Here is a 19,977-nt window from a genome sequence, read left to right as displayed (position 1 = left end):
ATATTGCCAGCATACTACGAAATAATTGAAAAGGAATCAGTCATCTGTGAACGAGAATAAGCTGGTTTATCTTGGTTTTCTTTCTTCCTTTTGTCTCGTAACCTTTGATTCTTTTCAGCCAGCTTTGCCTGCAATAACCAGTTATTTTGAGACTACCCATGCTCTCGGGCAATTAACCCTCAGTCTTTTTTTCTTTTCTTTTGGGGTAGCTCAACTCTTTTGGGGTCCAGTCATTGATTATTTCGGGCGTCGCAAAGCCCTTTTTTCAAGCCTTTACGTTTTTCTTTTTGCCACCTTGATTTGCACTTTCGCCACCAGTATTGAAATATTGATTATTGCAAGAATCATTCAGGGATTTGCAGCCTGCAGTTCCAATATAATCGCCTTCTCCACTGCACGTGATGTGGAGGATAATATTGACCGAGCCCGTCTACTATCCCATCTTTCGATGATCGTTACGGCCTCCCCTATTTTTGCCCCATTGATAGGCTCATTCATTTTTGTCAATTTTGGCTGGAGGGCCAATTTTGTATTTATGGCCTTGCTGGCTATTGTTTTATTTTGGGCCTCAATTCCTTTTTTAAAAGAGTCTCGCTATTGGCAGAGATCAGCCAAGACAATCTGGCACTACTTTAAATATTACAGGGAAATTTTATGGCATAGAAAATTATGGATAGGGACCATCATGGTTACATTTTCCTACACTTGCCTGATGATTATTGTGGTAAATGCCGCTTATCTGGTTATCGATAGTTTAAGTTACTCGCCACAAGCCTTTGCCCTTATATTCGCCTGCAATGGGTTAACTATTATTGTGGGGAATTATTTCGGAATCTGGCTAAGAGAGTATAAATCTCTCGTATGGAATATTCGTTTTGGTAACCTGTTAATGGTTGTTGGCTCAGCATTACTCATAATCTTATATATATGCTATGGAATTACACTGACCTCTCTGGCTCCTGTCCTCTTGCTCAGTTTTGGATTAAGTATTTCCAACCCGCCGACTGTCTCTTTGATTCTCGCTGATTATACTGAGCAAGCCGCTACCGTCCTTGGCTTTGTCAACACCTTCCGTATGTGTATGTCTTCAGCATTGGGAGGTCTGGTTGGCATTTTTCTTATGCAATATCCCTCACTTTTTTCAGTCAGTCTGTTAGCTTGCGCATTTATTGGTCTTGTTGCCAGCCTCTTTTGCAAGGAATAAACGAACTATACTTATAGTTAGCTTCGCTGTTTAACGGAATAAACTACAGGAGAGCATTATGTGGAAATATATTATTGCCTGGCTGTTAGGAGTACCGCTTAGCGTATTGGTTCTGATTTGGCTTTTAGCCCGCGTTTTCTAGTTGTATCAGCCGTGATAAACGCGTTTATTTTAAAAATCCGCGCAAAAACGCCAAGTTGTCTGCTTCCTTTGCCGGTTTATCCCAGCGTATACGATGTATTCTTGGAAAACGAAGCGCCAGACCTGATTTATGGCGCTTCGATTCACGTACCTCATCAAAAGCTACTTCAAACACCAGTTGCTTCTCTACTTCGCGCACAGGACCAAACCGGTTAATGGTGTGATGTCTTATCCATTTATCGAGTTCATAAAGCTCCTTGTCGGTAAATCCAAAATAAGCCTTTCCGATAGGAACTATCTCACTATTTTCCCATAAACCAAACGTATAGTCGGAATAAAACGATGAACGTTTCCCTTGTCCGCGCTGAGCATACATCAATACAGCATCCACCAGCATTGGATCTCGTTTCCATTTAAACCAATGGCCTTTTGGACGGCCTGCAATATAAGGGCTGCTTTTACGTTTTAACATAAGCCCTTCAACAGCCACGTGTTTTTCGGCAAGTATCTGATCTCTGATTACAAAAATATCCTGCTTATCCAAATCGAGAAGTTCGGATAATAGCCAGCTGGAATTCGGATTTTCTTTATACCAGGATTCAAGACTGACTCTTCTCTCCATAAAAGTCAGCGGACGAATATCCTTTCCGTTAATAGAAAGCATATCGTAAAAAATAATGGCGGCCGGGTATTTGTTAATAAGGTCTTTACCAGGATTTTTCCGATTCAAACGCTGCTGCAGTTCATTAAAGCTACCAACCGTTTCCTGACTTTGGACAACCAGCTCTCCATCAAGTACTACTTTTCCCTGTATTTCAGCAAGAATATCCGGGAATGAATGACTAATATCCTCTCCTGTTCGAGTAAACAATCGCTTGCCAGAGTCGGTTGAAATCAATTGAACTCGAATTCCGTCAAACTTTCTTTCTATAGCGTATTGTTCGAGATCCAGGCTATTCAAATCTTTTTCATTCAAAGGATGCGAAAGCATCACCGGATGATAATGGATACTCTCTGCAATTTGTGGATAGCCAGTGTGTCCTTCAAGCCAGGCAAACAACTCCTTATATGGCGGCTTAACAGCATGCCATAGATGCTCAATATCTTTCACATCAACCTGCCCGTACTCGGCAAGAGCTTTTTTTATAAACCGGGCAGAAACACCTACGCGCAAACTTCCAGTGCCTGTTTTCAATAAAGCCCAACGCTCATCCGTCGTCGCACTGTTTAAAAGCTCACGAAGATAGGATGCAATTCTTTCTTCAGATAAATGATTAAAGGTATCAATAATTTCACTCAATGCAGGAAGCGGCTTTGAAATTTGCTGGTTTGGCCAGAGTAATGCGATAGTGTCAGACAGATCGCCAACGTAATCATAAGATAAGGAAAATAATACCGGATCGACATATTCCTTCATTAACTCTTTTATCATACTCCATTTGAACGTTGGAAACTCTAGTGTGCCAGCAAGTATGGCCAGACCATAACCCCTTTCAGGATCGGGAGCTGTCGAAAAATAATTTTTTAGCAGTTCAGTTTTAGCCAGATTACTGTATGTGAAATACAAATCATTCAGTAAGCTCGAAAATTGATGCATATTCACTCCATATTTTCTTCGTATCCTAACAAATGCAGCGCTTGCGCCTGGTATCCCTTTTGCCGAGCATAATAAACAAGGGCTTCTTCGCTTCCATGTGTGACCCATAGCAATTCGGGATTAATTTCTTCAATGGTCTGGGTCAGTTCATGCCAGTCCGCATGATCAGAAATGACCAAAGGCAGATCAATACCTTTCTGTTTGGCACGTGCTCGAATCCGCATCCAGCCTGAGGCATAGCCTAAGCGAATATCTCCGAATCGCCTGTTCCAGCGATCCTGTAATGCGCTCGGCGGACAGATAACCAGTTTCCCGGCTGCAGTTTGCGGACTAAGTTGACTGGCAGATCTTAAATCACCCAGATCTATCCCTTTTTGCTGATAAAACTCACAGAATGCTGATAAGGCGCCATGAATATAAATCGGTTCATCAAAACCTGAAATCCTCAAACTTCTAATAACGCGCTGGGCTTTCCCCAAAGCATAGGCGGCAACGATATGACAGGTGCCAGAATGGTTTTTCATCGATTCCAATAAGCGGTTTAACTCTGACTCAACAGGCGGATGCTTAAAAACAGGTAATCCAAAGGTCGCCTCTGTAATCAGGAGATTTGCAGGCTCCGCTTCAAAAGCGGCACAAGTTGGGTCACCGGAACGCTTATAATCACCAGAAATAATCAGACGATATCCTTTAAATACGATAACAACCTGAGCACTTCCCAAAATATGTCCTGCCGGCAGAAAATAAACAGTCACGCCGTTAATATCAATCCTGGAATGGTAAGTAAGTCCTTGAAAACGGGTATTGCAATTTTCACCATAACGGATTTGCATGAGCTCAATTGTTTCAAAAGTGGCCAAGACCTCCTCATGGTCCATACGGGCATGATCGGAATGCGCATGAGTGATTACTGCTTTTTTTACTGAGACAAGCGGATCGATGTAAAAATCGCCAGGAATACAATAAAGTCCCTCAGGCTTTAAGCTAATCACTGCAGCGGCATCAATCCCCATGAAAACTCCTTTTTTCCGGATTACATTTAAAGTATGGATTAAATGAAAACCTTCATGCGATATTAGGTACAGATATTGATAGTCCCTCTCCCTAAGATAACCTTAAGCTAAATGTTCTAAAATTATTGTAAGCAGTAATCAGTTATACGAGTTTTAACATGTCTAACAAATCCCCTTTACCTGATTTTGGATTCACCAGCGTCAAAGGAATGGAGCAAGCTTATGTTATCCCCATGATTAATTTAATTCTTCAGGAGGGAGATATTAAGCTTAGTGCCAATGATAATGGGATATGTAATGGCTTGGCTGCGGTTTATGTCCAATATGCTCTCGAAGGAAAATCCAGCCAGTTTGCAAAAATCTTAGATGCTATAAATCGTAAGGGGGAGTTATTAGCTCAAAAGAAAGATCCTGAATCTATCCAAAATCAGACTGTTAGCGACAGCGAGATTAACAAGTTTATACGGGAAGTATTAAATGCCTATCTGCCCCAGGAGTTCAATAAAAAACTAAGCCAGGAGGATGCGGTACTCAATCTGAAAGTGCCAGTTGCCCAGCCTGCACCAGGACCTGACGGAGATGTCACGACTGTCAACGTGCCAATGAAGCTACAGCGCGTTTATAATATCGGGCTGGTCGCTGAGCGCGGTGACTGGAGAAATATCTTTAACAGAATGAGAGTTCCTGATACTGCCTGGACAGTTAGAACCCCAACACATGCAATCGCTGTATCAGTCAATAAAGAGGGAAATTTCGAAGTCTATGATCCGAATAATAACAAGTTTCGTGTGTTTACAGATGGAGAGAAAGTAAACGCTGCAGGTAAGTTAGCTAATTTTTTATCCAGGGAAGCGTTTGCAACAGAACAAGGCCCTCTGGAAACAATTCCCCTGACCATTAATGTCATGGCGCATCCTTCCTCAACCATCAATCACAGCTTCCCTGATAAAGAAAACTTTATTATCAAGAATATTATTAAAAATAATCCTGATCGAGCTAATGCCTCTGCCGACGTTGGCGATAATGTTCATTTTAATCAACTGACGATGGCAGCTATTCAGGACGATAAGGACTTAATAGAGGCCTGGTTTAGAAATGGAGCAAGCGATTCACGTATGGCGTTGAAAATGGCTGCTCGTGACAATAAACTGGAAGCAATGACTATATTGCTAGACGAGCAATATAGAAGTTTTTTAAATGATGCCGATGGAGATCCCAGTGTTGCTTATCTGGCTGCCAGTAAAATCGCACTGCAAGCAGGCCGACTACAGGCTTTTGAAAAATTCATTGAAGATGATTTTGTACGCCAAACACTGGATAAACATGTACAGAATGAGCAACATGGAAAAGTGTATCAGCTTTTTCTACTAAAAGGAGCAGCCGCATCTCGTAACCCCGATTGTGTCAAGGCGGTAATTAATTACTTAAATGAATCAGTACCAAATCTTAATCTGGCTGCATTAATCAAGTCAGAAGATGTACTGGATATAGCAAGAAATGCAGGTGATCAGCGATGTCTCAATATACTGAAGACTTTAGCTGAAAAACCACAAATGGCTCATGACTCAGCTGATGAAGCCGATTATCCTCAAAATGAAGAAGAAACGAAAGAATATGTTAGTCGATTGCCAAGCTTTACAGAGCTTTTGAGCAGGCTATGGAATTGGATAAAAAGCGGATTCAGTTCGCCCAAATCAGCGCAGAGTAAAATTGCGGAGCAGGACGAAGCTATGAAGCCATTAATTGCTACCTCACAGTATTATAAGAGTCGAGCCCAAGATATACGGGACGAAAATAGTAATAATGAGGCAGACAATACGAACGAGGAAGACTTGTCTGCGCAAAGTTCACACAGCATTTAAGCCCTCACTGCGATTAAGTTAAGTGTAATTATGTCATTCCCGCGAATGCGGGAACCCATTCCTCAGTTGGCATTACAGTAGTTCAGAGAAAGGGCCTGCTCAGAAGATTCAAATTAATTTGAAACAGCGTTTAAAGTTTTCAGTGGTAATTCTCGCGACCTCTTCATAATCAATTTGCCTCAAGTCTGCAACCGCCTGAGCCACATATTTAACCAGCGCGGGATGATTTTGCTTGCCTCTGAAGGGAACCGGCGCAAGATACGGGGAATCAGTTTCAATCAACAAACGATCCAGAGGCACTTTTTTAGCAACATCGTGCAAAACAGTTGCGTTTTTAAAGCTGACAATTCCAGACATTGAAATATAAAAGTTCATATCGAGAGCTTGTTTGGCGATATCCCAGGTTTCCGAAAAACAATGCATTACCCCGCCAATGGCGTCCGCATTTTCTTCTTTCATCACTCGAAGTGTATCTTCGGCTGCCTGACGGGTATGAATAATCAGAGGTTTTTTTGACTTAATCGCTGCCCGAATATGCTCGCGAAACCGGGAGCGTTGTAAATCAAGCCCATCTTCAGTCTCGGTTCGATAATAGTCAAGTCCGGTTTCCCCGATGGCAATACAGGCTGGATGGCCTGCCATTTGTACTAGCAATGGGGCATCAGGCTCCTTTTCAATCAGGCTATTCGGATGCAGGCCAACGGAAATACTCACCTGATTATATCGCTTGGCGATAGCGCACAAAGTATCATAATCAGACAAATCGACGCAGACACAGAGAAAGTGCTGTACATCATTATCCTCTGCTTGTTGGATGACGTTATCCAGATTATTGTCAAATTCGGTTAAATCGATAAAGTTTAAATGGCAGTGGGAGTCAATCAGCATCGCATTACATCGTATCAGTCATTTGAGATGATTTTAGCATGCCAGCAAGGTGAGTTTCTATTTTATTCGCAAAATTACGGGCGTCTGGATCGATAAATTGAAGCCCCAGGCCCGGCGGTTTGCTGCCTTGTGAACCTCGGGGAGTGATCCAGACTACCCGTGCCGTTACACGATAGGTTTGTGTCTCATTAGGCAAGTTAACCAATAACACGACTTTGGTGTCTATAGCATAAGACTGTAAGGTTCTTACAAACAGGCCGCCATTTTTTAAAAATGGCATATAAGCCATATACAATGCACTTTCGGAAGGATAAGCACAGTTAATTACTGGAACTTCCTCGCTCATTTTTGCATCCCTGTTTTGTCATAATTAATAGATTTTCCAACGCCAGCAGCGGGTTCACATTCATATTATGGTTCAAATTTCTGGTAATAGCATTTATTTTATCCAAAACCATGAATAATGAAAACAAGTGAAAGCCTGAGGCGAGTTGGCCAAGAGCTTGAGAGTTAACATGGCCTGGAAACTGTTTCAGCAGTTTAGCCTCGATCATTTCTGAGCATATTAAATACAGGATCCAGGTTAATTCTACTAAAGGATAAACTGCCCATTTTGCGGCAAGCTCACAGGCTGAGTATTGGTTATTACTTAACTTCAGCAAGTCCTCAATAATTTTCGGCAAATCGGCGGCAAGTTTTCCGCGTTCGCTCTCCGGATTATAACAGGAAGCCAAGCTTAAATGACCTTCAGATTCAAGCCTGTCTGTGAATCGCCATAATTGGCATCGGCTGATGATGGTCGGAAGCAGCGTACCAACCTGCTCGGCCAATAAGATGAAATAGACATTAGCAGGCGGCTCTTCAAGGATTTTTAATAAAGCATTGGCTGCAAATGGGTTCATTTTCTCTGCAGCATAGACTATAACTACACGCGTATACCCTAATTGAGGGCTGGTATAAACACTGGACTGTAAGTCCCGGATTTGCTCGATCTTAATCCCTGCCCCCGCTTTTTCAGGCATAATTATCTGAAGATCGGGATGCTCTTTACTGTTTGCCAGAGTGCAGGATTGGCAGTGCTCAATATCTGAATGCAGAGAGGAACATAAAATACTTCGGGCTATTTGCAGTGAAAACTGCTCCAGCGACAAATGCGCGGCTCCTACCAGCATCAGAGAATGACTGAGCTTGCCTTTTCGTGCCATCTCAACAAAATGCTGCCAGTGTTGGTAATGAGTGCGTATTAAATGCGCCGGTTCAGACAAATTCACCACAGCTCCCAAACTATCAATTAAAAAATGCTTCCAGACTGGAGATAACCTGCTCCTGAACTTCACTTAGGGACAGTTCCGCATCGATAATAACGACTTTTTCCATCGTGCTGATTTTATGATGATAAGCTTGATAAACCCGGTTAAAGAAGTCCATAGATTCACGCTCTATACGATCAGCCTCTCCCCTTCCCCTGGTTCGGGCCAGCCCATTCTCGGGTGAAATATCAAGAAAAAAAGTCAAATCAGCCTGAATATTATCAAGGCAAAAAGAGGACAACTGATTAAGAAACTCCATATTGAGTCCACGCCCCCCGCCCTGATAAGCAAAACTGGATAACTCAAATCGATCGGCAACCACCCAGCCGCCCTTTTCCAGAGTTGGATGTATAAGTTCTTCCAGCAACTGGACTCTGGCTGCATACATTAGTAATAATTCGCTTCGCGCTGCAAGAGTCTCACCAGGATAATTTTCCTTTATGATTTCGCGGATTTTTTCTCCAATACGCGTTCCGCCTGGCTCGCGGGTAAGAATGACTGAATCAATTCTTTTTGTCAGAAACTCTTTAATGGTATGAATGACAGTTGATTTACCTGCGCCCTCCATCCCTTCAACGACAATAAATTTGCCTTTTGACGTCATTCATGCCCCTTAATCAGATAGCGAAAGATAGCGCGGCGTTGTTCATCATAATTAGTGGAAAAGTAATGCGAGCCATCACCTTTAGCCACATAATATAAATAATTGGTTTTCTCGGGTTGAGCCGCAGCGAAGATAGCATTTTTTCCAACCATTGCAATCGGTGTCGGTGGCAATCCCTTGTTACGATAGGTGTTATAGGCAGAGTTTATGGCAAGGTCCGCATGAGTTAATTTTCCTTTAAAATCAGGCCCCATTGCATAAATAACTGTAGGATCCATCTGCAGTGGCATATGCTTCTTTAAACGGTTGACAATAACTCCTGATATGATCCCGCGCTCTTCTGCAATAGAGGCTTCCTTCTCCAAAATCGAGGCTACAATAAGGAGGTCATACGGTTCTTTATAGGGAAGATCTGCAGCCCGCTGCTGCCATGCCTCATTAAGTACCTTAAGGAGATTTTTATTTGCAAGTTGAATTATTTTTTTTGCATCACTCCCTGCATTGTAACGATAGGTATCTGCCAGCAATAAGCCTTCCGCTGTTTCATGATTACCAATAATCAGCTTAAAATCATCCGGGCTGAAGTACAGATAAGGGGTTTGTGTAAATTGCTTTTCAACCTGAGCAAGTGTTGTCCCTTCGATAATTGCCAGGGATTCAATCAATACCTTCCCTTGAATTATCTTCTCAAGGAAATCAAGCGCTGAATCGCCGGGTTCGATTTCATAGACTCCTGCCTTAAACTGAGCGGCAATCTTTTTCCATTTAATATAATTCAGCAAGGTTTGCTCAGACTCAATAAAACCTTGGGTCTTTAGTTGATGCACAATGGCACTGGCAGTGGAGTTAGGTTTGATTTCAATAATGAAGGGTTTGCCATTATCAATCATGGCGGAATGTAAATCGTTGTGAATAAAATAGGCTTCATAGCCGAGAAAAATCAAACTACATACCAAAAACAGAACGGCGAATAGTTTGATTACCCGGCCAAACATTTATACACGCTTGAATAGTAAGGAACCATTAGTCCCGCCGAACCCAAGAGAATTGCTTAACACGTAATCAACTTTTCTCTTTTGCGGCACATGTGGAACATAATTCAAATCGCAACCCTCATCCGGGTTATCCAGGTTAATAGTGGGCGGTACGATTTGATCCTTAATTGCGAGAACGCTAAATATCGCTTCAACTGCTCCAGCTGCTCCCAACAGATGACCAGTCATCGATTTTGTAGAGCTAATAGCCAGATCATAGGCATGAGTACCAAATACTCGTTTAACAGCCTTGGTTTCATTCATATCATTGAGATAGGTCGAAGTTCCATGAGCATTAATGTAATCAACAAGCTCAGGCTCAATCCCTGCATCATGAATAGCCGCTTCCATTGCTCGAGAGGCTCCATCCGCATCTTCATCAGGTGCTGTAATATGATAGGCATCGCCAGACATGCCAAAGCCAGCAAGTTCGGCATAAATTTTTGCACCGCGAGCTTTTGCGTGTTCGTATTCTTCGAGAATGAGAATGCCTGCGCCTTCACCCATAACAAAACCGTCACGGTCCTTATCCCAGGGGCGTGAGGCTTTTTCTGGCTCTTCATTTCTTTTTGATAAGGAGCGAACAGCAGAAAAACCAGCCAGACAAAGCGGTGTCGTAGTCATTTCAGCACCACCGCAGATCATTACATCTGCATCGCCGTAAGCAATCATTCGCCCTGCCAGACCAATATTATGCGTTCCAGTAGTACAGGCTGTTACGACTGAAATATTAGGGCCTTTAAGGCTATGGCGAATTGAAATCTGTCCGGCAACCATGTTAATGATGCCTGCGGGAATAAAGAAAGGGGATACTTTTCTTGGCCCACCGGTTACCAGCTTATCCTGATTATTAGTGATTGTCTCAATGCCACCAATTCCTGCACCTACAGCCACACCGGTACGAAGGCTTAGTGTTTCATCAATCACCAATCCAGAGTCAGCCAGAGCCTCATCAGCAGCCGCAATTCCGTATTGGGTAAATACATCCATTTTGCGAGCATCTTTCAGCGGCACGTAATCCTCAATGTTAAAATTTTTAACCTTGGCCCATATTTTGGTGGAGTATTCAGCAGTATCAAAACCTTCAACCAGTCCAACACCGCTTTTACCAGCCAATATATTTTGCCAGGTTTCCTCGACATTAAGTCCAACAGGGGTAACCATCCCCATCCCAGTGACTACAACACGCCGCTTACTCAATGAATACTCCTCAATTATCAGGCTTCTTCTTTATTCAGGTTTGATTCAATATAATCAATGGCTTCCTGAATAGTAGTAATTTTCTCTGCTTTCTCATCAGGAATCTCAGTCTCAAATTCCTCTTCCAAAGCCATAACGAGTTCAACAGTGTCTAATGAATCAGCACCCAGATCATCAACGAAAGAAGCATTGTTTTTCAACTCTTCTTCTTTAACGCCTAATTGTTCGACAACAATTTTACGAACCCGCTCTTCAACTGTACTCATAACTAGTGTTTCCTCTTTGTTAAAAAAATTTATGAAGGTAGTTTATTCAATTCTTGCAAGAACGCAAGAAATTAATCCATGTACATTCCACCATTCACGTGAATAGTCTCTCCAGTGATATATTTGGCGCAATCAGAGGCCAGAAAAGCGACTGTTTGCGCAATATCATCAACAGAACCCAGACGTTTCATGGGTATTCTTTTCAGCATTTCATCTTTAACCATATCTGGCAGGATGCTGGTCATATCGGTATCAATAAAACCAGGGGCCACCACATTTACTGTGATACCCCGGCTTGCCATCTCCTGAGCAAGTGATTTACTGAATCCAACAATTCCTGCTTTGGCAGCAGTGTAATTAGTCTGTCCTGAGTTGCCGCTGGCCCCTACCACTGAGCCTATAGTGATAATACGGCCCCAACGCGCCCGAAACATCGGCTTGATACAAGCCTTGCTCATGCGAAATACAGCAGTTAAATTCGTTTCGATAACTTTAAGCCACTCCTCGTCGTCCATGCGAAGCAACAGATTATCGCAAGTGATCCCGGCATTGTTGACCAGAATTCCAGGCAGTTTTTCCTGATCAGAAAGCTGCGACATTAAATGCTCAATGGCGTCCTTATTGGTAACGTCCAAAGCGGCACCCTCGCCAGAAAGGCCTTCCTGTTTGAAGTAGTCGGAAATAGTCTGTCTGCCGCTTTCCGTCGTTGCGGTACCTATAACATAAGCCCCTTGCCTGGCTAATGTTTTGGAAATGGCCATGCCAATACCACGTGTTGCACCGGTAACCAATGCAATTTTACCCTGAAGATTTATCATTCCAAGCTCCGAATTAATAACTTTCGCTCATTTCCCATTGCGACAAAACCGCTTCCATCGAATCATTGTCATAAACACTAGCGGCAGATAATGAACGATCAATTCGCTTGACCAAGCCAGACAATACTCTGCCTGGTCCGCATTCGATGATATGCTCCACTCCATTGGCTTTAAATAGTTGTATAGTCTCTACCCAGCGAACAGGACGATATAACTGCTCTTTCAAGAGCGTTCTCATTTGCTGGATAGATTGATAAACAGCCAGATTCACATTACTGACCACAGCAAAATCCGGCAGCCTGAAATCAGCAGCATTCAAATCACTCTCAAACGCGCTTGCGGCGTCTTTTAATAAATCGCAATGACAGGGAACACTGACCGGGATAAGCTTTGCAAGCTTCGCACCGGTTTCTTCCGCGTTAATTATGGCTTTTTCAACAGCAGTGCTATGACCCGCAATAACCACCTGGCCTATCGCATTGTAATTGGCAGGACTGACTTTAAACTGTGAGTCGCTGGATTGCTTGCATAGCTCAACAACCTGTTCATCAGTCAATCCAACAATAGCAGCCATAGCGCCCAAACCCATTGGTACTGTTTGTTGCATTAACTGACCGCGCTTTTCAACCAGTTTTGCTGCTGTTTGAAGACTTAGCGCATTAGCGCAAACCAAAGCGGCATATTCACCGAGACTATGTCCCGCCATAAATCTTGGACGTGGCAAATCCTGTTGTTTTAATGCTCTGAAGACAGCAACATCCGCTGTCATCATTGCGACCTGCGTATATTCAGTTTGATTAAGACGGGTTTCCGGACCATTCTGAACCAAATGCCATAGATCATAACCTAATGCATCAGATACCTGATTAAATGTTTTATGAATAACAGGATAGGCTTCAGCAAGCTCAGCCAGCATACCTACTGATTGAGATCCCTGTCCGGGGAATACAAATGCCAGATTTGCCATAAAATAAATCTCCAGAATGGATTAGTAACGAATGACCAGGGCACCCCAGGTCATACCGGCACCAAAGGATTCAAGAAGTAATAACTCATCACGTTTAATGGAGCCATTTTTGATTGCAAAATCAAGAGCCAGAGGAATAGAGGCAGCAGACGTGTTACCTTGATTCTCTATAGTAACAATGACCTGAGACATCGGTAAGTCCAGTTTCCGGGCGATTCCCTTTATAATCCGAATATTGGCCTGATGTGGAACTAACCAGTTTATGTCTGATTTCTTCAGCTGGCTGGCTTCAAGAATTTCATCAACAATGTCACCCATGATGTTAACTGCAATTTTAAACACCTCGTTTCCGCGCATGCCAATATAGGAGCGCTGGCCTTGAGTCGTAAAATTTTCATAGGTGAGTAAAGCATCCGCATCAAAAGAGGAATGCAGTTTACTGGCAATAATTCCATCTCTTTCGGAGTCTGCCGACAAGACAACAGCTCCTGCGCCATCGCCGAAAAGAATACTGGTAGAACGGTCTTCCCAATTTACTGCGTGAGACATACGCTCACTACCTATTACAAGAATATGCTTTGCAGCTCCGGAACGGATAAAATTCCATGCGTTGTCCATAGCATAGACAAAACCACTGCAGGCAGCACTGATATCAAATGCTGGAATTGGTTTTTTAATATTCAGTGCTTTTTGAACATGACAGGCCATGCTCGGAAAAAAATGATCAGGGGTACAGGTTGCGACAATAATAACGTCGATATCGTCTGCTTCAATAGTAGAAGACTCCAGTGCTTTCCTGGCAGCTTCTGAAGCCATAAAAAATACAGTTTCCTCATCATTGGCGATATGTCTGCTGCTGATACCTGTTCTGGAATGAATCCACTCGTGAGTGGTATCCAGTCTGGACTCAAGTTCCACATTGCTTAACTGATGCGTTGGTAAGTAACTGCCTGTACCATTAATTACAGCATTTTTCATAACAATAAGCCTTGATTGATAAAATCGGTTATTTGCTCACGCACAAGGTCCACTACATTGTTCTTAACTTGTAAAATTGCTTCTTCAATGGCATTTTGAAAAGCCAGTTCGTTTGCACCGCCGTGGCTTTTAATAACAATGCCATTTAGCCCTAGCATACTGGCCCCATTATATCGGGCTGGATCCATACGGGTTTTAAGATGATTTAGGGCAGGTTTGGCAATCAATCCCGCGAGTTTGGTTAAAAATGAGCGTGAAAAGGATTCCCTGAGAACTGACAGCATTAACTTGGCCAGGCCTTCGCTTGCTTTTAAGGCTACATTACCAACAAAACCATCGCAGACTACCAAATCTACTTCACCAGAATAAAACTGGTCCCCTTCCACATAGCCAACATAATTCATTAGTGTACATTCGGCCAGCATATGGGCGGTACGTTTTACCTGATCATTTCCCTTGATTTCTTCAACACCAATATTTAGCAATGCGATTTTGGGTTGACGTTTTTTATCAACAGCCTGGATTAGAGCCGAGCCCATTACAGCAAACTGAAAAAGATGCTCAGCACAGGAATCCACATTAGCACCCAGATCAATGACCCGGGTTTTTCCCTGCTGTGTTGGCAAGGTAGCTATTATTGCCGGACGATCAATACCGGGTAAGGTTTTCAGGACAAAACGCGCGGTAGCCATCAATGCGCCGGTATTTCCAGCACTGACACAGGCTTCTGCCTTTCCTTCTTTCACCAGATTAATCGCAACTCGCATGGATGAATCTTTTTTGTTTCTCATTGCCTGAGAAGGCAGTTCATCCATACCCACAATTTCAGAAGCATGCACTACTGTGATTTGCTCTGGATTCGCAGTATGTTTTTTTAGCAATGAGTTAACTTGTGTTTGATCGCCAACCAGAATCAGCTTAAGTTCCGGGTTTTGCTGAACAGCTCGAACACAAGCAGGAATCACCACCTTAAGGCCATGATCCCCTCCCATCGCATCGACGGCAATTGTTATGCTTTTCAAGCGAATTACTCTTCTTTCTCGTCTTCGTAGACATTATCGGTGTCAAGCACTTTGCGACCACGATAATAACCATCCGGGGTGATGTGATGTCGGCGATGCGTTTCACCTGTTGTGCTATCTACGGATAAAGTAGGTCCGGTCAAAGCATCGTGTGAACGTCGTTGATCACGGCGTGAGCGTGATTTTTTATTCTGTTGAACAGCCATTGTATTACTCCTAGGCGAATAGTCTAATGTTGGGCGAAATATTACCCATTTTTTCCCTATAATCCAAGTCTTAGTGCAACTAATATTGGAATTTAGCAAAAATTGCTGCGTATTATACTGCAATTTCCCATTATTCGGAAATTTCCGCGATTTATTTTAAATGTTCATGTGTTGTTGCATTTCAGCATCGCAATCCTCGACATGCTCATGAAGCATTGGACTGTAGAGAAATAGCTCATCAGTAACCAGTTGTTTCAAGTCAACCTCATCCTTCTCATAAACAACTGTCTCAAATTCAGCCATCAGTTTTTCAGCAATGGTTTCAGAGGCACATAGGGCGAGTTCCGTTGAATTGGAATAATCGCAGGTAAATTCATTTAAACATCGCTGGCAGATGATTGTCAGCTTTCCGCTCACGGTCATGCTTAATAAATAATAATTTCGACAAAACTCAATCTTAAACTGACAGACCAGCTCACAAGGCGGCTGGATATGCTGCGGCAGACGCTCAGTCAGCTCGAGTAAAGCCTGCTGATAGTCATTATATTCGGGGTATTTTTTCAGATTAATTATCATAAAAACTCAATTCCAGGTAACTCCGTCTGGAGCACATATATGCGCAACCGACGTACAGTGTAAATCAGTTAAATCTTCACCGGATTTATGGTCAAAGGCTCGCGATCAGTATAAACGGATACGCCGAAGGGGCCAATATTTTTTCCTGTACATCGATATCTCAGGTAATCAATAAGATGCAGGGTCAAAGCAGCGATGGTTCTGGTATTATGCCGTTCAAATTGAATCCAGCTTGCTTTCTTCCCTTCTTTATTCTCGGAAACACCAAATAGCACCTCTTTGAGGACGACTCCCGAAAATGAATATTGCTGCACAATAGACTGATGAGATGAGCGGCGCTTCTGCAGTCGCTCTTTAAACTGCAAAGATATTTCAGAATAAAAAAAACCATCATCTTCAAATCTAAGATGTGCGCCTTTTAACATTTCTTCAAGAATTTCTGCCGTCAGGCGCTTATTGTGGTTCAAATCAAGGCGCAATCTGTTAACCACAAGTACAATAAAACTAATCTCCGAATGAGTAGCCGGAACTATTTCTCCGCTTTCGATTAAATGCCTGATAGATAAACTTTCACGATATGTATTTTCAATTTTACTGAAAAATTTAGTTAGTCGAGCTATTTCAGGCATAATTATTCGGAGATTTTGGGAAGTATACTTTAAGTATATTTTACTTGTGAAATAACGCCATTCCCGATTGAAATGATTTGAAAATTTGCTTTATATCGAGTGGAATTCCTTTTCGCCATCAGAATTAATATTTTTAGTGCTTTGCCAGCACCACCTATTACAGTAAAATACAAGAAGCACGATTTAGCTTATCTTCAATGCGAGCAATTGCCCATTCTGCTTTTGCGTATCCCCGCTCTTGTGCGCGTTGATAGCATTCTAAGGCGTTACTTAAATCTTCATTGCATCCTTTACCAGACTCATAACAACGACCTAAATTAAAGGCCGCACGAGCACTGCCTAGCTTGTCTGCATTTTCATAATGTCTATAGGCTTCTTCAAAATTCTGGGTAACAGGGTAAATCCCATTTTCAGCATACCAGCCTAGCTGACAAATAGACTCACTGTCCTTTAGCCGGGCAGCTCGAATATAGTAATTCCGTGCTTGCTTTGTATTGCTTTCCCCATTATACCAACCCTCTTCATAAGCCATACCTAAATTATAAAGCGCTTGCGGGTTATTCTTGTCTGCAGCTAATTCAAAACAAAGTACAGATGCTTCATCATCCTTCTCTATGCCCTGTGCCCAATGATAGCACACCCCTAAATTGACCAGTGCTTGTTCTTGACCTGCTAAAGCGGCTAATTGAAAATACGGCACAGCCTCTTCATAATATTTTTTTTGATAAAAATGCCAGCCACAATCATTTAATTGTTCTGCCGTTAAGCCTTCAATATTTTCTGGGCGCTCTGAAAAGAAGTACATACTTTGAGTCACTATTCTGCTTCTAAAGAAGTGAATATTGAAAACCCGCTGTAATTCGGCTGGCGTCATACGAGTAAAATCTATTTGTGCATTTGCATCTTGATCTAAAAGAACAAAGTACCCAATAATTTGTTTAATTTTATTTGCTCTTTGCCTATCCGTTATCAATGCTTCCCTATACATATCACGCAGTTCTATCAAAGCAGACTGGCCTCCCGCTTCAACAGAAGCAATCTGTTCCTGAAAACGCTCAAAATCGCAATCCGGATTTACCGTCAATGGAAGCAGGTTCATTGCATTATAATTAATAATTAGTATTGTTTTTAAAAATAAATAATTTAACAACTGTGATTCTGGCAAAGCTTGAATATGAGTCATAAATACTAAATAATAAATAAATTGACGCATATTGTATCTTTATTTGAATAATTTGCGCAAATTATTTGTCATCAACGTCCGATTGAGTCAGACGAATTATGTCATGCTATTCGCACAAATATAGCTAATTGCTGCTAAGTTATACATATACATATTTAAATAAATGAGTTCGCTATGTGGGAAAAACTGGGAGAAGGAACATTTAATGTTGCTTATGTTAATGAAGATAGAACTAAAGTATTTAAAGTTCAGAAAGCTTTAGGCCACTATGTACCGCCTACCGATGGGCCTGAAAGATCAGCGAGATTATGGAATGAGATAAACAGTAATTATCCACCACCAGCCTATTTGCATACTGATAATGACAGCATCCCTCCCAAATCAGGATGGGTTTGTCCTTTTATCGAGGGTAAAAATGCATCGGATCGGGAGATAGGTAATGCACTCTTAGACATTTTTAATCGTACGGGTCGTATTGTCCTTGATGCCTATGTACCTGGAAATTTTAAGAAAGACGAAAAGGGTAATATTGCCTGTGTTGATATTGGAATGGCATTCCAGTTGCAACAGCAAGAAGAGGCCTTCTTTGCTCGATATCAAAGAGGCACCAGACCTGCCAGCATGATAAGCAACTCTGAATGGAGACGTGGCTATGACAAGATCTATAGCACTTTTCCTTTTATCCCAACAATCATTGCCTCTAATACAGTGAATACGACCAAAGCATTATTATTTATCAAAATGAATCGTCCAGACATCTATAATGTTGATTTTTTAAAATCAGATAAATCCCTGATTAAAAAGTTGGCCGCGGCTTATGATGAATCAGTAAACCCATCATTACCGCAACCCAATCAAGAGCTAATTTCGAGTGCTAAACAGATTCTTACGCATGAAAAACCTATTACAATTAATCAGTTAAAAGAGAGCTGTAAAGCTGAGCTTGAACGATATATTAATTCCCGGGGCACTTTAAATCTCGACGGAGAGTTTAGCCCATCTTTCAGGACCAAATTTTTCAGAAATCAAACGTTAACAGCCAAAAAAGTAGACGTCGCAAAAGAGCTGCTTCAAGAACTCGACGATGCGAACAGCCCGGAAGATATCCAATTGGCTATCCAGAGGATTAAGGAAGACCCAGGGCTTATCAGTCAGGGAGTAATTGCTGATGAACTTCTAAATAGAATAAACAAATGTTCATTTATTATTGACAATGTGAGTGAATTCAATTTGACTGCATCTAACAGTCAAGCTATATCTCATTGATTATGATTGTTGTAAATTACTTGCTGAATTTGAAGTTTAAAGAGAATTTAATTTTCATAACAGGGTTTCAGTGAGAAGCCACTTGGCTTAAAATAGATATATTTTAAACATTTGTAAAATTATGAAAGCAAAGGTCATTGTGGGTATGTCCGGAGGTGTTGATTCCTCAGTGGCTGCCTGGTTACTCAAGGAGCAAGGCTATCAGGTCGAAGGCTTGTTCATGAAGAATTGGGAGCAGGACGACCAAGACAATTATTGTCCTGCAGCAGTAGATTTGGCAGACGCAGAAGCAGTCGCAGGCAAGCTGAATATCCCTCTGCACTGTGTTAATTTTTCAGGTGAATACTGGAATAGAGTTTTTACTCATTTTTTAAATGAATATGAATCCGGAAGAACACCGAATCCCGATGTGCTTTGTAATAAAGAAATCAAATTTAAAGCTTTTCTGGATTATGCCTTAGGTATGGGGGCTGATTTTATTGCAACCGGTCATTATGCTAAAATCAAACATGAAAACCCATTCCCTGCATTGCTGAAAGCCAAGGATCGTGAAAAAGACCAAACTTACTTTTTACATGCAGTAGAACCTTCTGCTCTAGCTAAAACTTTATTTCCAATAGGTGACTACCACAAGGCGGAAATCAGGGAAATGGCCAAAGAACTGGGATTGATTACCCATGATAAAAAGGATTCCACAGGAATTTGTTTTATTGGCGAAAAGAAATTTAAAAACTTTCTGAATGAGTTTATTCTGGCCAAACCAGGTCCAATCAAAACTACAAAAGGTGATATAATAGGACAACATGATGGTTTAATGTTCTATACGCTAGGGCAAAGGCAAGGCCTGGGCATTGGGGGGCTTGCTAACTCAGGTGATGAGCCCTGGTATGTGGTTGATAAGGATCTGGCGAACAATACTTTAGTTATTGCCCAGGGACAGAGCCATCCAATGCTTTATTCGCAAGGGTTGATGTGCAGTGAAATTCACTGGCTTGCGGATTATAAAGATCAATTGCCAATCACCTGCTATGCTAAAACCCGATACAGGCAAACAGAGCAAGCCTGCATCATTTCACCACTGAATAATAAGCAGCATTGTGTGATGTTTGCAGATCCTCAGCGGGCAGTTACTCCCGGGCAATATATTGTGTTCTATGATAAAAACCAATGCCTCGGTGGTGCTATAATTGAGCAAAATATTCGATAAACTGAT

General features: G+C 41.9%; 21 protein-coding genes. 4 read left to right on the top strand and 17 right to left on the bottom strand.

Features of this window, described 5'->3' with window-relative positions; genetic code table 11:
- The first annotated feature begins 46 nt into the window (after positions 1-46).
- The gene (locus LXA66_RS02005; protein ID WP_233011690.1) at positions 47-1,204 is read left to right on the top strand and encodes an MFS transporter; all 1,158 of its coding nucleotides are present in this window, start codon (positions 47-49) and stop codon (positions 1,202-1,204) included.
- A 166-nt stretch (positions 1,205-1,370) separates the two neighbouring features.
- Here the strand turns inward: LXA66_RS02005 and LXA66_RS02000 are convergent, their stop codons facing one another.
- Both LXA66_RS02000 and LXA66_RS01995 read right to left on the bottom strand, forming a co-directional pair.
- A complete protein-coding gene (locus LXA66_RS02000) occupies positions 1,371-2,942 on the bottom strand; it encodes a cisplatin damage response ATP-dependent DNA ligase (RefSeq protein WP_233011689.1) in 1,572 nt (523 codons plus the stop codon).
- Between the two features lie 2 nt (positions 2,943-2,944).
- Positions 2,945-3,955: a ligase-associated DNA damage response exonuclease gene (locus LXA66_RS01995; protein ID WP_233011688.1), complete on the bottom strand. Its 1,011-nt coding sequence runs from the start codon at positions 3,953-3,955 to the stop codon at positions 2,945-2,947.
- A 158-nt stretch (positions 3,956-4,113) separates the two neighbouring features.
- On the opposite strand from LXA66_RS01995, the gene LXA66_RS01990 reads away from it, so the two are divergent.
- Positions 4,114-5,817 carry a hypothetical protein gene (locus LXA66_RS01990; RefSeq protein ID WP_233011687.1) on the top strand — a complete coding sequence of 568 codons (1,704 nt, stop codon included), beginning with the start codon at positions 4,114-4,116 and terminating at the stop codon, positions 5,815-5,817.
- Positions 5,818-5,925: 108 nt separating this feature from the next.
- On the opposite strand, the gene LXA66_RS01985 is transcribed toward LXA66_RS01990, so the two are convergent.
- From LXA66_RS01985 to LXA66_RS01915, 15 genes are all read right to left on the bottom strand, one after another.
- Positions 5,926-6,705 (bottom strand): TatD family hydrolase, encoded by a 780-nt coding sequence (locus LXA66_RS01985; protein ID WP_233011686.1) that lies wholly within the window; start codon positions 6,703-6,705, stop codon positions 5,926-5,928.
- A 4-nt stretch (positions 6,706-6,709) separates the two neighbouring features.
- The gene (locus tag LXA66_RS01980; protein ID WP_112219575.1) at positions 6,710-7,051 is read right to left on the bottom strand and encodes a PilZ domain-containing protein; all 342 of its coding nucleotides are present in this window, start codon (positions 7,049-7,051) and stop codon (positions 6,710-6,712) included.
- Positions 7,026-7,976, bottom strand: coding sequence for a DNA polymerase III subunit delta' (locus LXA66_RS01975; RefSeq protein ID WP_233011685.1), 951 nt, complete (start codon positions 7,974-7,976; stop codon positions 7,026-7,028). Before LXA66_RS01975 ends, LXA66_RS01980 begins: the two co-directional genes overlap by 26 nt.
- 16 nt (positions 7,977-7,992) lie before the next feature.
- Positions 7,993-8,619 (bottom strand): dTMP kinase, encoded by a 627-nt coding sequence (gene tmk, locus LXA66_RS01970; RefSeq protein WP_233011684.1) that lies wholly within the window; start codon positions 8,617-8,619, stop codon positions 7,993-7,995.
- Positions 8,616-9,614: an endolytic transglycosylase MltG gene (gene mltG, locus LXA66_RS01965; RefSeq protein ID WP_233011683.1), complete on the bottom strand. Its 999-nt coding sequence runs from the start codon at positions 9,612-9,614 to the stop codon at positions 8,616-8,618. The genes tmk and mltG overlap by 4 nt, the downstream gene beginning before the upstream one ends.
- Positions 9,615-10,853 carry a beta-ketoacyl-ACP synthase II gene (gene fabF / locus LXA66_RS01960; RefSeq protein ID WP_112219579.1) on the bottom strand — a complete coding sequence of 413 codons (1,239 nt, stop codon included), beginning with the start codon at positions 10,851-10,853 and terminating at the stop codon, positions 9,615-9,617.
- A gap of 17 nt (positions 10,854-10,870) precedes the next feature.
- Positions 10,871-11,119, bottom strand: coding sequence for an acyl carrier protein (acpP, locus tag LXA66_RS01955; protein ID WP_058506471.1), 249 nt, complete (start codon positions 11,117-11,119; stop codon positions 10,871-10,873).
- 71 nt (positions 11,120-11,190) lie between these two features.
- Positions 11,191-11,937, bottom strand: coding sequence for a 3-oxoacyl-ACP reductase FabG (fabG, locus tag LXA66_RS01950; RefSeq protein WP_233011682.1), 747 nt, complete (start codon positions 11,935-11,937; stop codon positions 11,191-11,193).
- Positions 11,938-11,950: 13 nt separating this feature from the next.
- Positions 11,951-12,904 carry an ACP S-malonyltransferase gene (gene fabD / locus LXA66_RS01945; RefSeq protein ID WP_233011681.1) on the bottom strand — a complete coding sequence of 318 codons (954 nt, stop codon included), beginning with the start codon at positions 12,902-12,904 and terminating at the stop codon, positions 11,951-11,953.
- 21 nt (positions 12,905-12,925) lie between these two features.
- Positions 12,926-13,882, bottom strand: coding sequence for a beta-ketoacyl-ACP synthase III (locus LXA66_RS01940; RefSeq protein ID WP_233011680.1), 957 nt, complete (start codon positions 13,880-13,882; stop codon positions 12,926-12,928).
- Positions 13,879-14,904 carry a phosphate acyltransferase PlsX gene (plsX, locus tag LXA66_RS01935; protein ID WP_112219583.1) on the bottom strand — a complete coding sequence of 342 codons (1,026 nt, stop codon included), beginning with the start codon at positions 14,902-14,904 and terminating at the stop codon, positions 13,879-13,881. The genes LXA66_RS01940 and plsX overlap by 4 nt, the downstream gene beginning before the upstream one ends.
- Before the next feature lie 5 nt (positions 14,905-14,909).
- Positions 14,910-15,110 (bottom strand): 50S ribosomal protein L32, encoded by a 201-nt coding sequence (gene rpmF / locus LXA66_RS01930; RefSeq protein ID WP_058506476.1) that lies wholly within the window; start codon positions 15,108-15,110, stop codon positions 14,910-14,912.
- Between the two features lie 156 nt (positions 15,111-15,266).
- Complete coding sequence (locus tag LXA66_RS01925) at positions 15,267-15,686, bottom strand: DUF177 domain-containing protein (protein ID WP_233011679.1); 420 nt, start codon at positions 15,684-15,686, stop codon at positions 15,267-15,269.
- Positions 15,687-15,754: 68 nt separating this feature from the next.
- On the bottom strand, positions 15,755-16,315 hold the full coding sequence (locus tag LXA66_RS01920; protein ID WP_233011678.1) for a hypothetical protein: 561 nt from the start codon (positions 16,313-16,315) through the stop codon (positions 15,755-15,757).
- 157 nt (positions 16,316-16,472) lie between these two features.
- Positions 16,473-17,528 carry a tetratricopeptide repeat protein gene (locus tag LXA66_RS01915; RefSeq protein ID WP_233011677.1) on the bottom strand — a complete coding sequence of 352 codons (1,056 nt, stop codon included), beginning with the start codon at positions 17,526-17,528 and terminating at the stop codon, positions 16,473-16,475.
- Positions 17,529-17,672: 144 nt separating this feature from the next.
- Between LXA66_RS01915 and LXA66_RS01910 the strand changes: the two genes are divergently transcribed.
- Both LXA66_RS01910 and mnmA read left to right on the top strand, forming a co-directional pair.
- A complete protein-coding gene (locus LXA66_RS01910; protein ID WP_233011676.1) occupies positions 17,673-18,764 on the top strand; it encodes a hypothetical protein in 1,092 nt (363 codons plus the stop codon).
- Positions 18,765-18,885: 121 nt separating this feature from the next.
- A complete protein-coding gene (gene mnmA, locus LXA66_RS01905; protein WP_233011675.1) occupies positions 18,886-19,971 on the top strand; it encodes a tRNA 2-thiouridine(34) synthase MnmA in 1,086 nt (361 codons plus the stop codon).
- The last annotated feature ends 6 nt before the right edge of the window (positions 19,972-19,977 follow it).

It is taken from the genome of Legionella sp. 16cNR16C (assembly GCF_021297775.1).
Classification (GTDB): Bacteria; Pseudomonadota; Gammaproteobacteria; order Legionellales; family Legionellaceae; genus Legionella_C; species Legionella_C quinlivanii_A.
Note: the sequence above shows the minus strand (reverse complement) of the source record. Positions and strands in the feature narration are given on the sequence as shown.

Coding starts and splice junctions, on each gene's coding strand:
- LXA66_RS02000 (WP_233011689.1), bottom strand. CDS start 2,942: ATGCATCAATTTTCGAGCTTACTGAATGATTTGTATTTCACATACAGT.
- LXA66_RS01995 (WP_233011688.1), bottom strand. CDS start 3,955: ATGGGGATTGATGCCGCTGCAGTGATTAGCTTAAAGCCTGAGGGACTT.
- LXA66_RS01990 (WP_233011687.1), top strand. CDS start 4,114: ATGTCTAACAAATCCCCTTTACCTGATTTTGGATTCACCAGCGTCAAA.
- LXA66_RS01985 (WP_233011686.1), bottom strand. CDS start 6,705: ATGCTGATTGACTCCCACTGCCATTTAAACTTTATCGATTTAACCGAA.
- LXA66_RS01980 (WP_112219575.1), bottom strand. CDS start 7,051: ATGAGCGAGGAAGTTCCAGTAATTAACTGTGCTTATCCTTCCGAAAGT.
- tmk (WP_233011684.1), bottom strand. CDS start 8,619: ATGACGTCAAAAGGCAAATTTATTGTCGTTGAAGGGATGGAGGGCGCA.
- mltG (WP_233011683.1), bottom strand. CDS start 9,614: ATGTTTGGCCGGGTAATCAAACTATTCGCCGTTCTGTTTTTGGTATGT.
- acpP (WP_058506471.1), bottom strand. CDS start 11,119: ATGAGTACAGTTGAAGAGCGGGTTCGTAAAATTGTTGTCGAACAATTA.
- fabG (WP_233011682.1), bottom strand. CDS start 11,937: ATGATAAATCTTCAGGGTAAAATTGCATTGGTTACCGGTGCAACACGT.
- fabD (WP_233011681.1), bottom strand. CDS start 12,904: ATGGCAAATCTGGCATTTGTATTCCCCGGACAGGGATCTCAATCAGTA.
- LXA66_RS01940 (WP_233011680.1), bottom strand. CDS start 13,882: ATGAAAAATGCTGTAATTAATGGTACAGGCAGTTACTTACCAACGCAT.
- rpmF (WP_058506476.1), bottom strand. CDS start 15,110: ATGGCTGTTCAACAGAATAAAAAATCACGCTCACGCCGTGATCAACGA.
- LXA66_RS01925 (WP_233011679.1), bottom strand. CDS start 15,686: ATGATAATTAATCTGAAAAAATACCCCGAATATAATGACTATCAGCAG.
- LXA66_RS01920 (WP_233011678.1), bottom strand. CDS start 16,315: ATGCCTGAAATAGCTCGACTAACTAAATTTTTCAGTAAAATTGAAAAT.
- LXA66_RS01915 (WP_233011677.1), bottom strand. CDS start 17,528: ATGCGTCAATTTATTTATTATTTAGTATTTATGACTCATATTCAAGCT.
- LXA66_RS01910 (WP_233011676.1), top strand. CDS start 17,673: ATGTGGGAAAAACTGGGAGAAGGAACATTTAATGTTGCTTATGTTAAT.
- mnmA (WP_233011675.1), top strand. CDS start 18,886: ATGAAAGCAAAGGTCATTGTGGGTATGTCCGGAGGTGTTGATTCCTCA.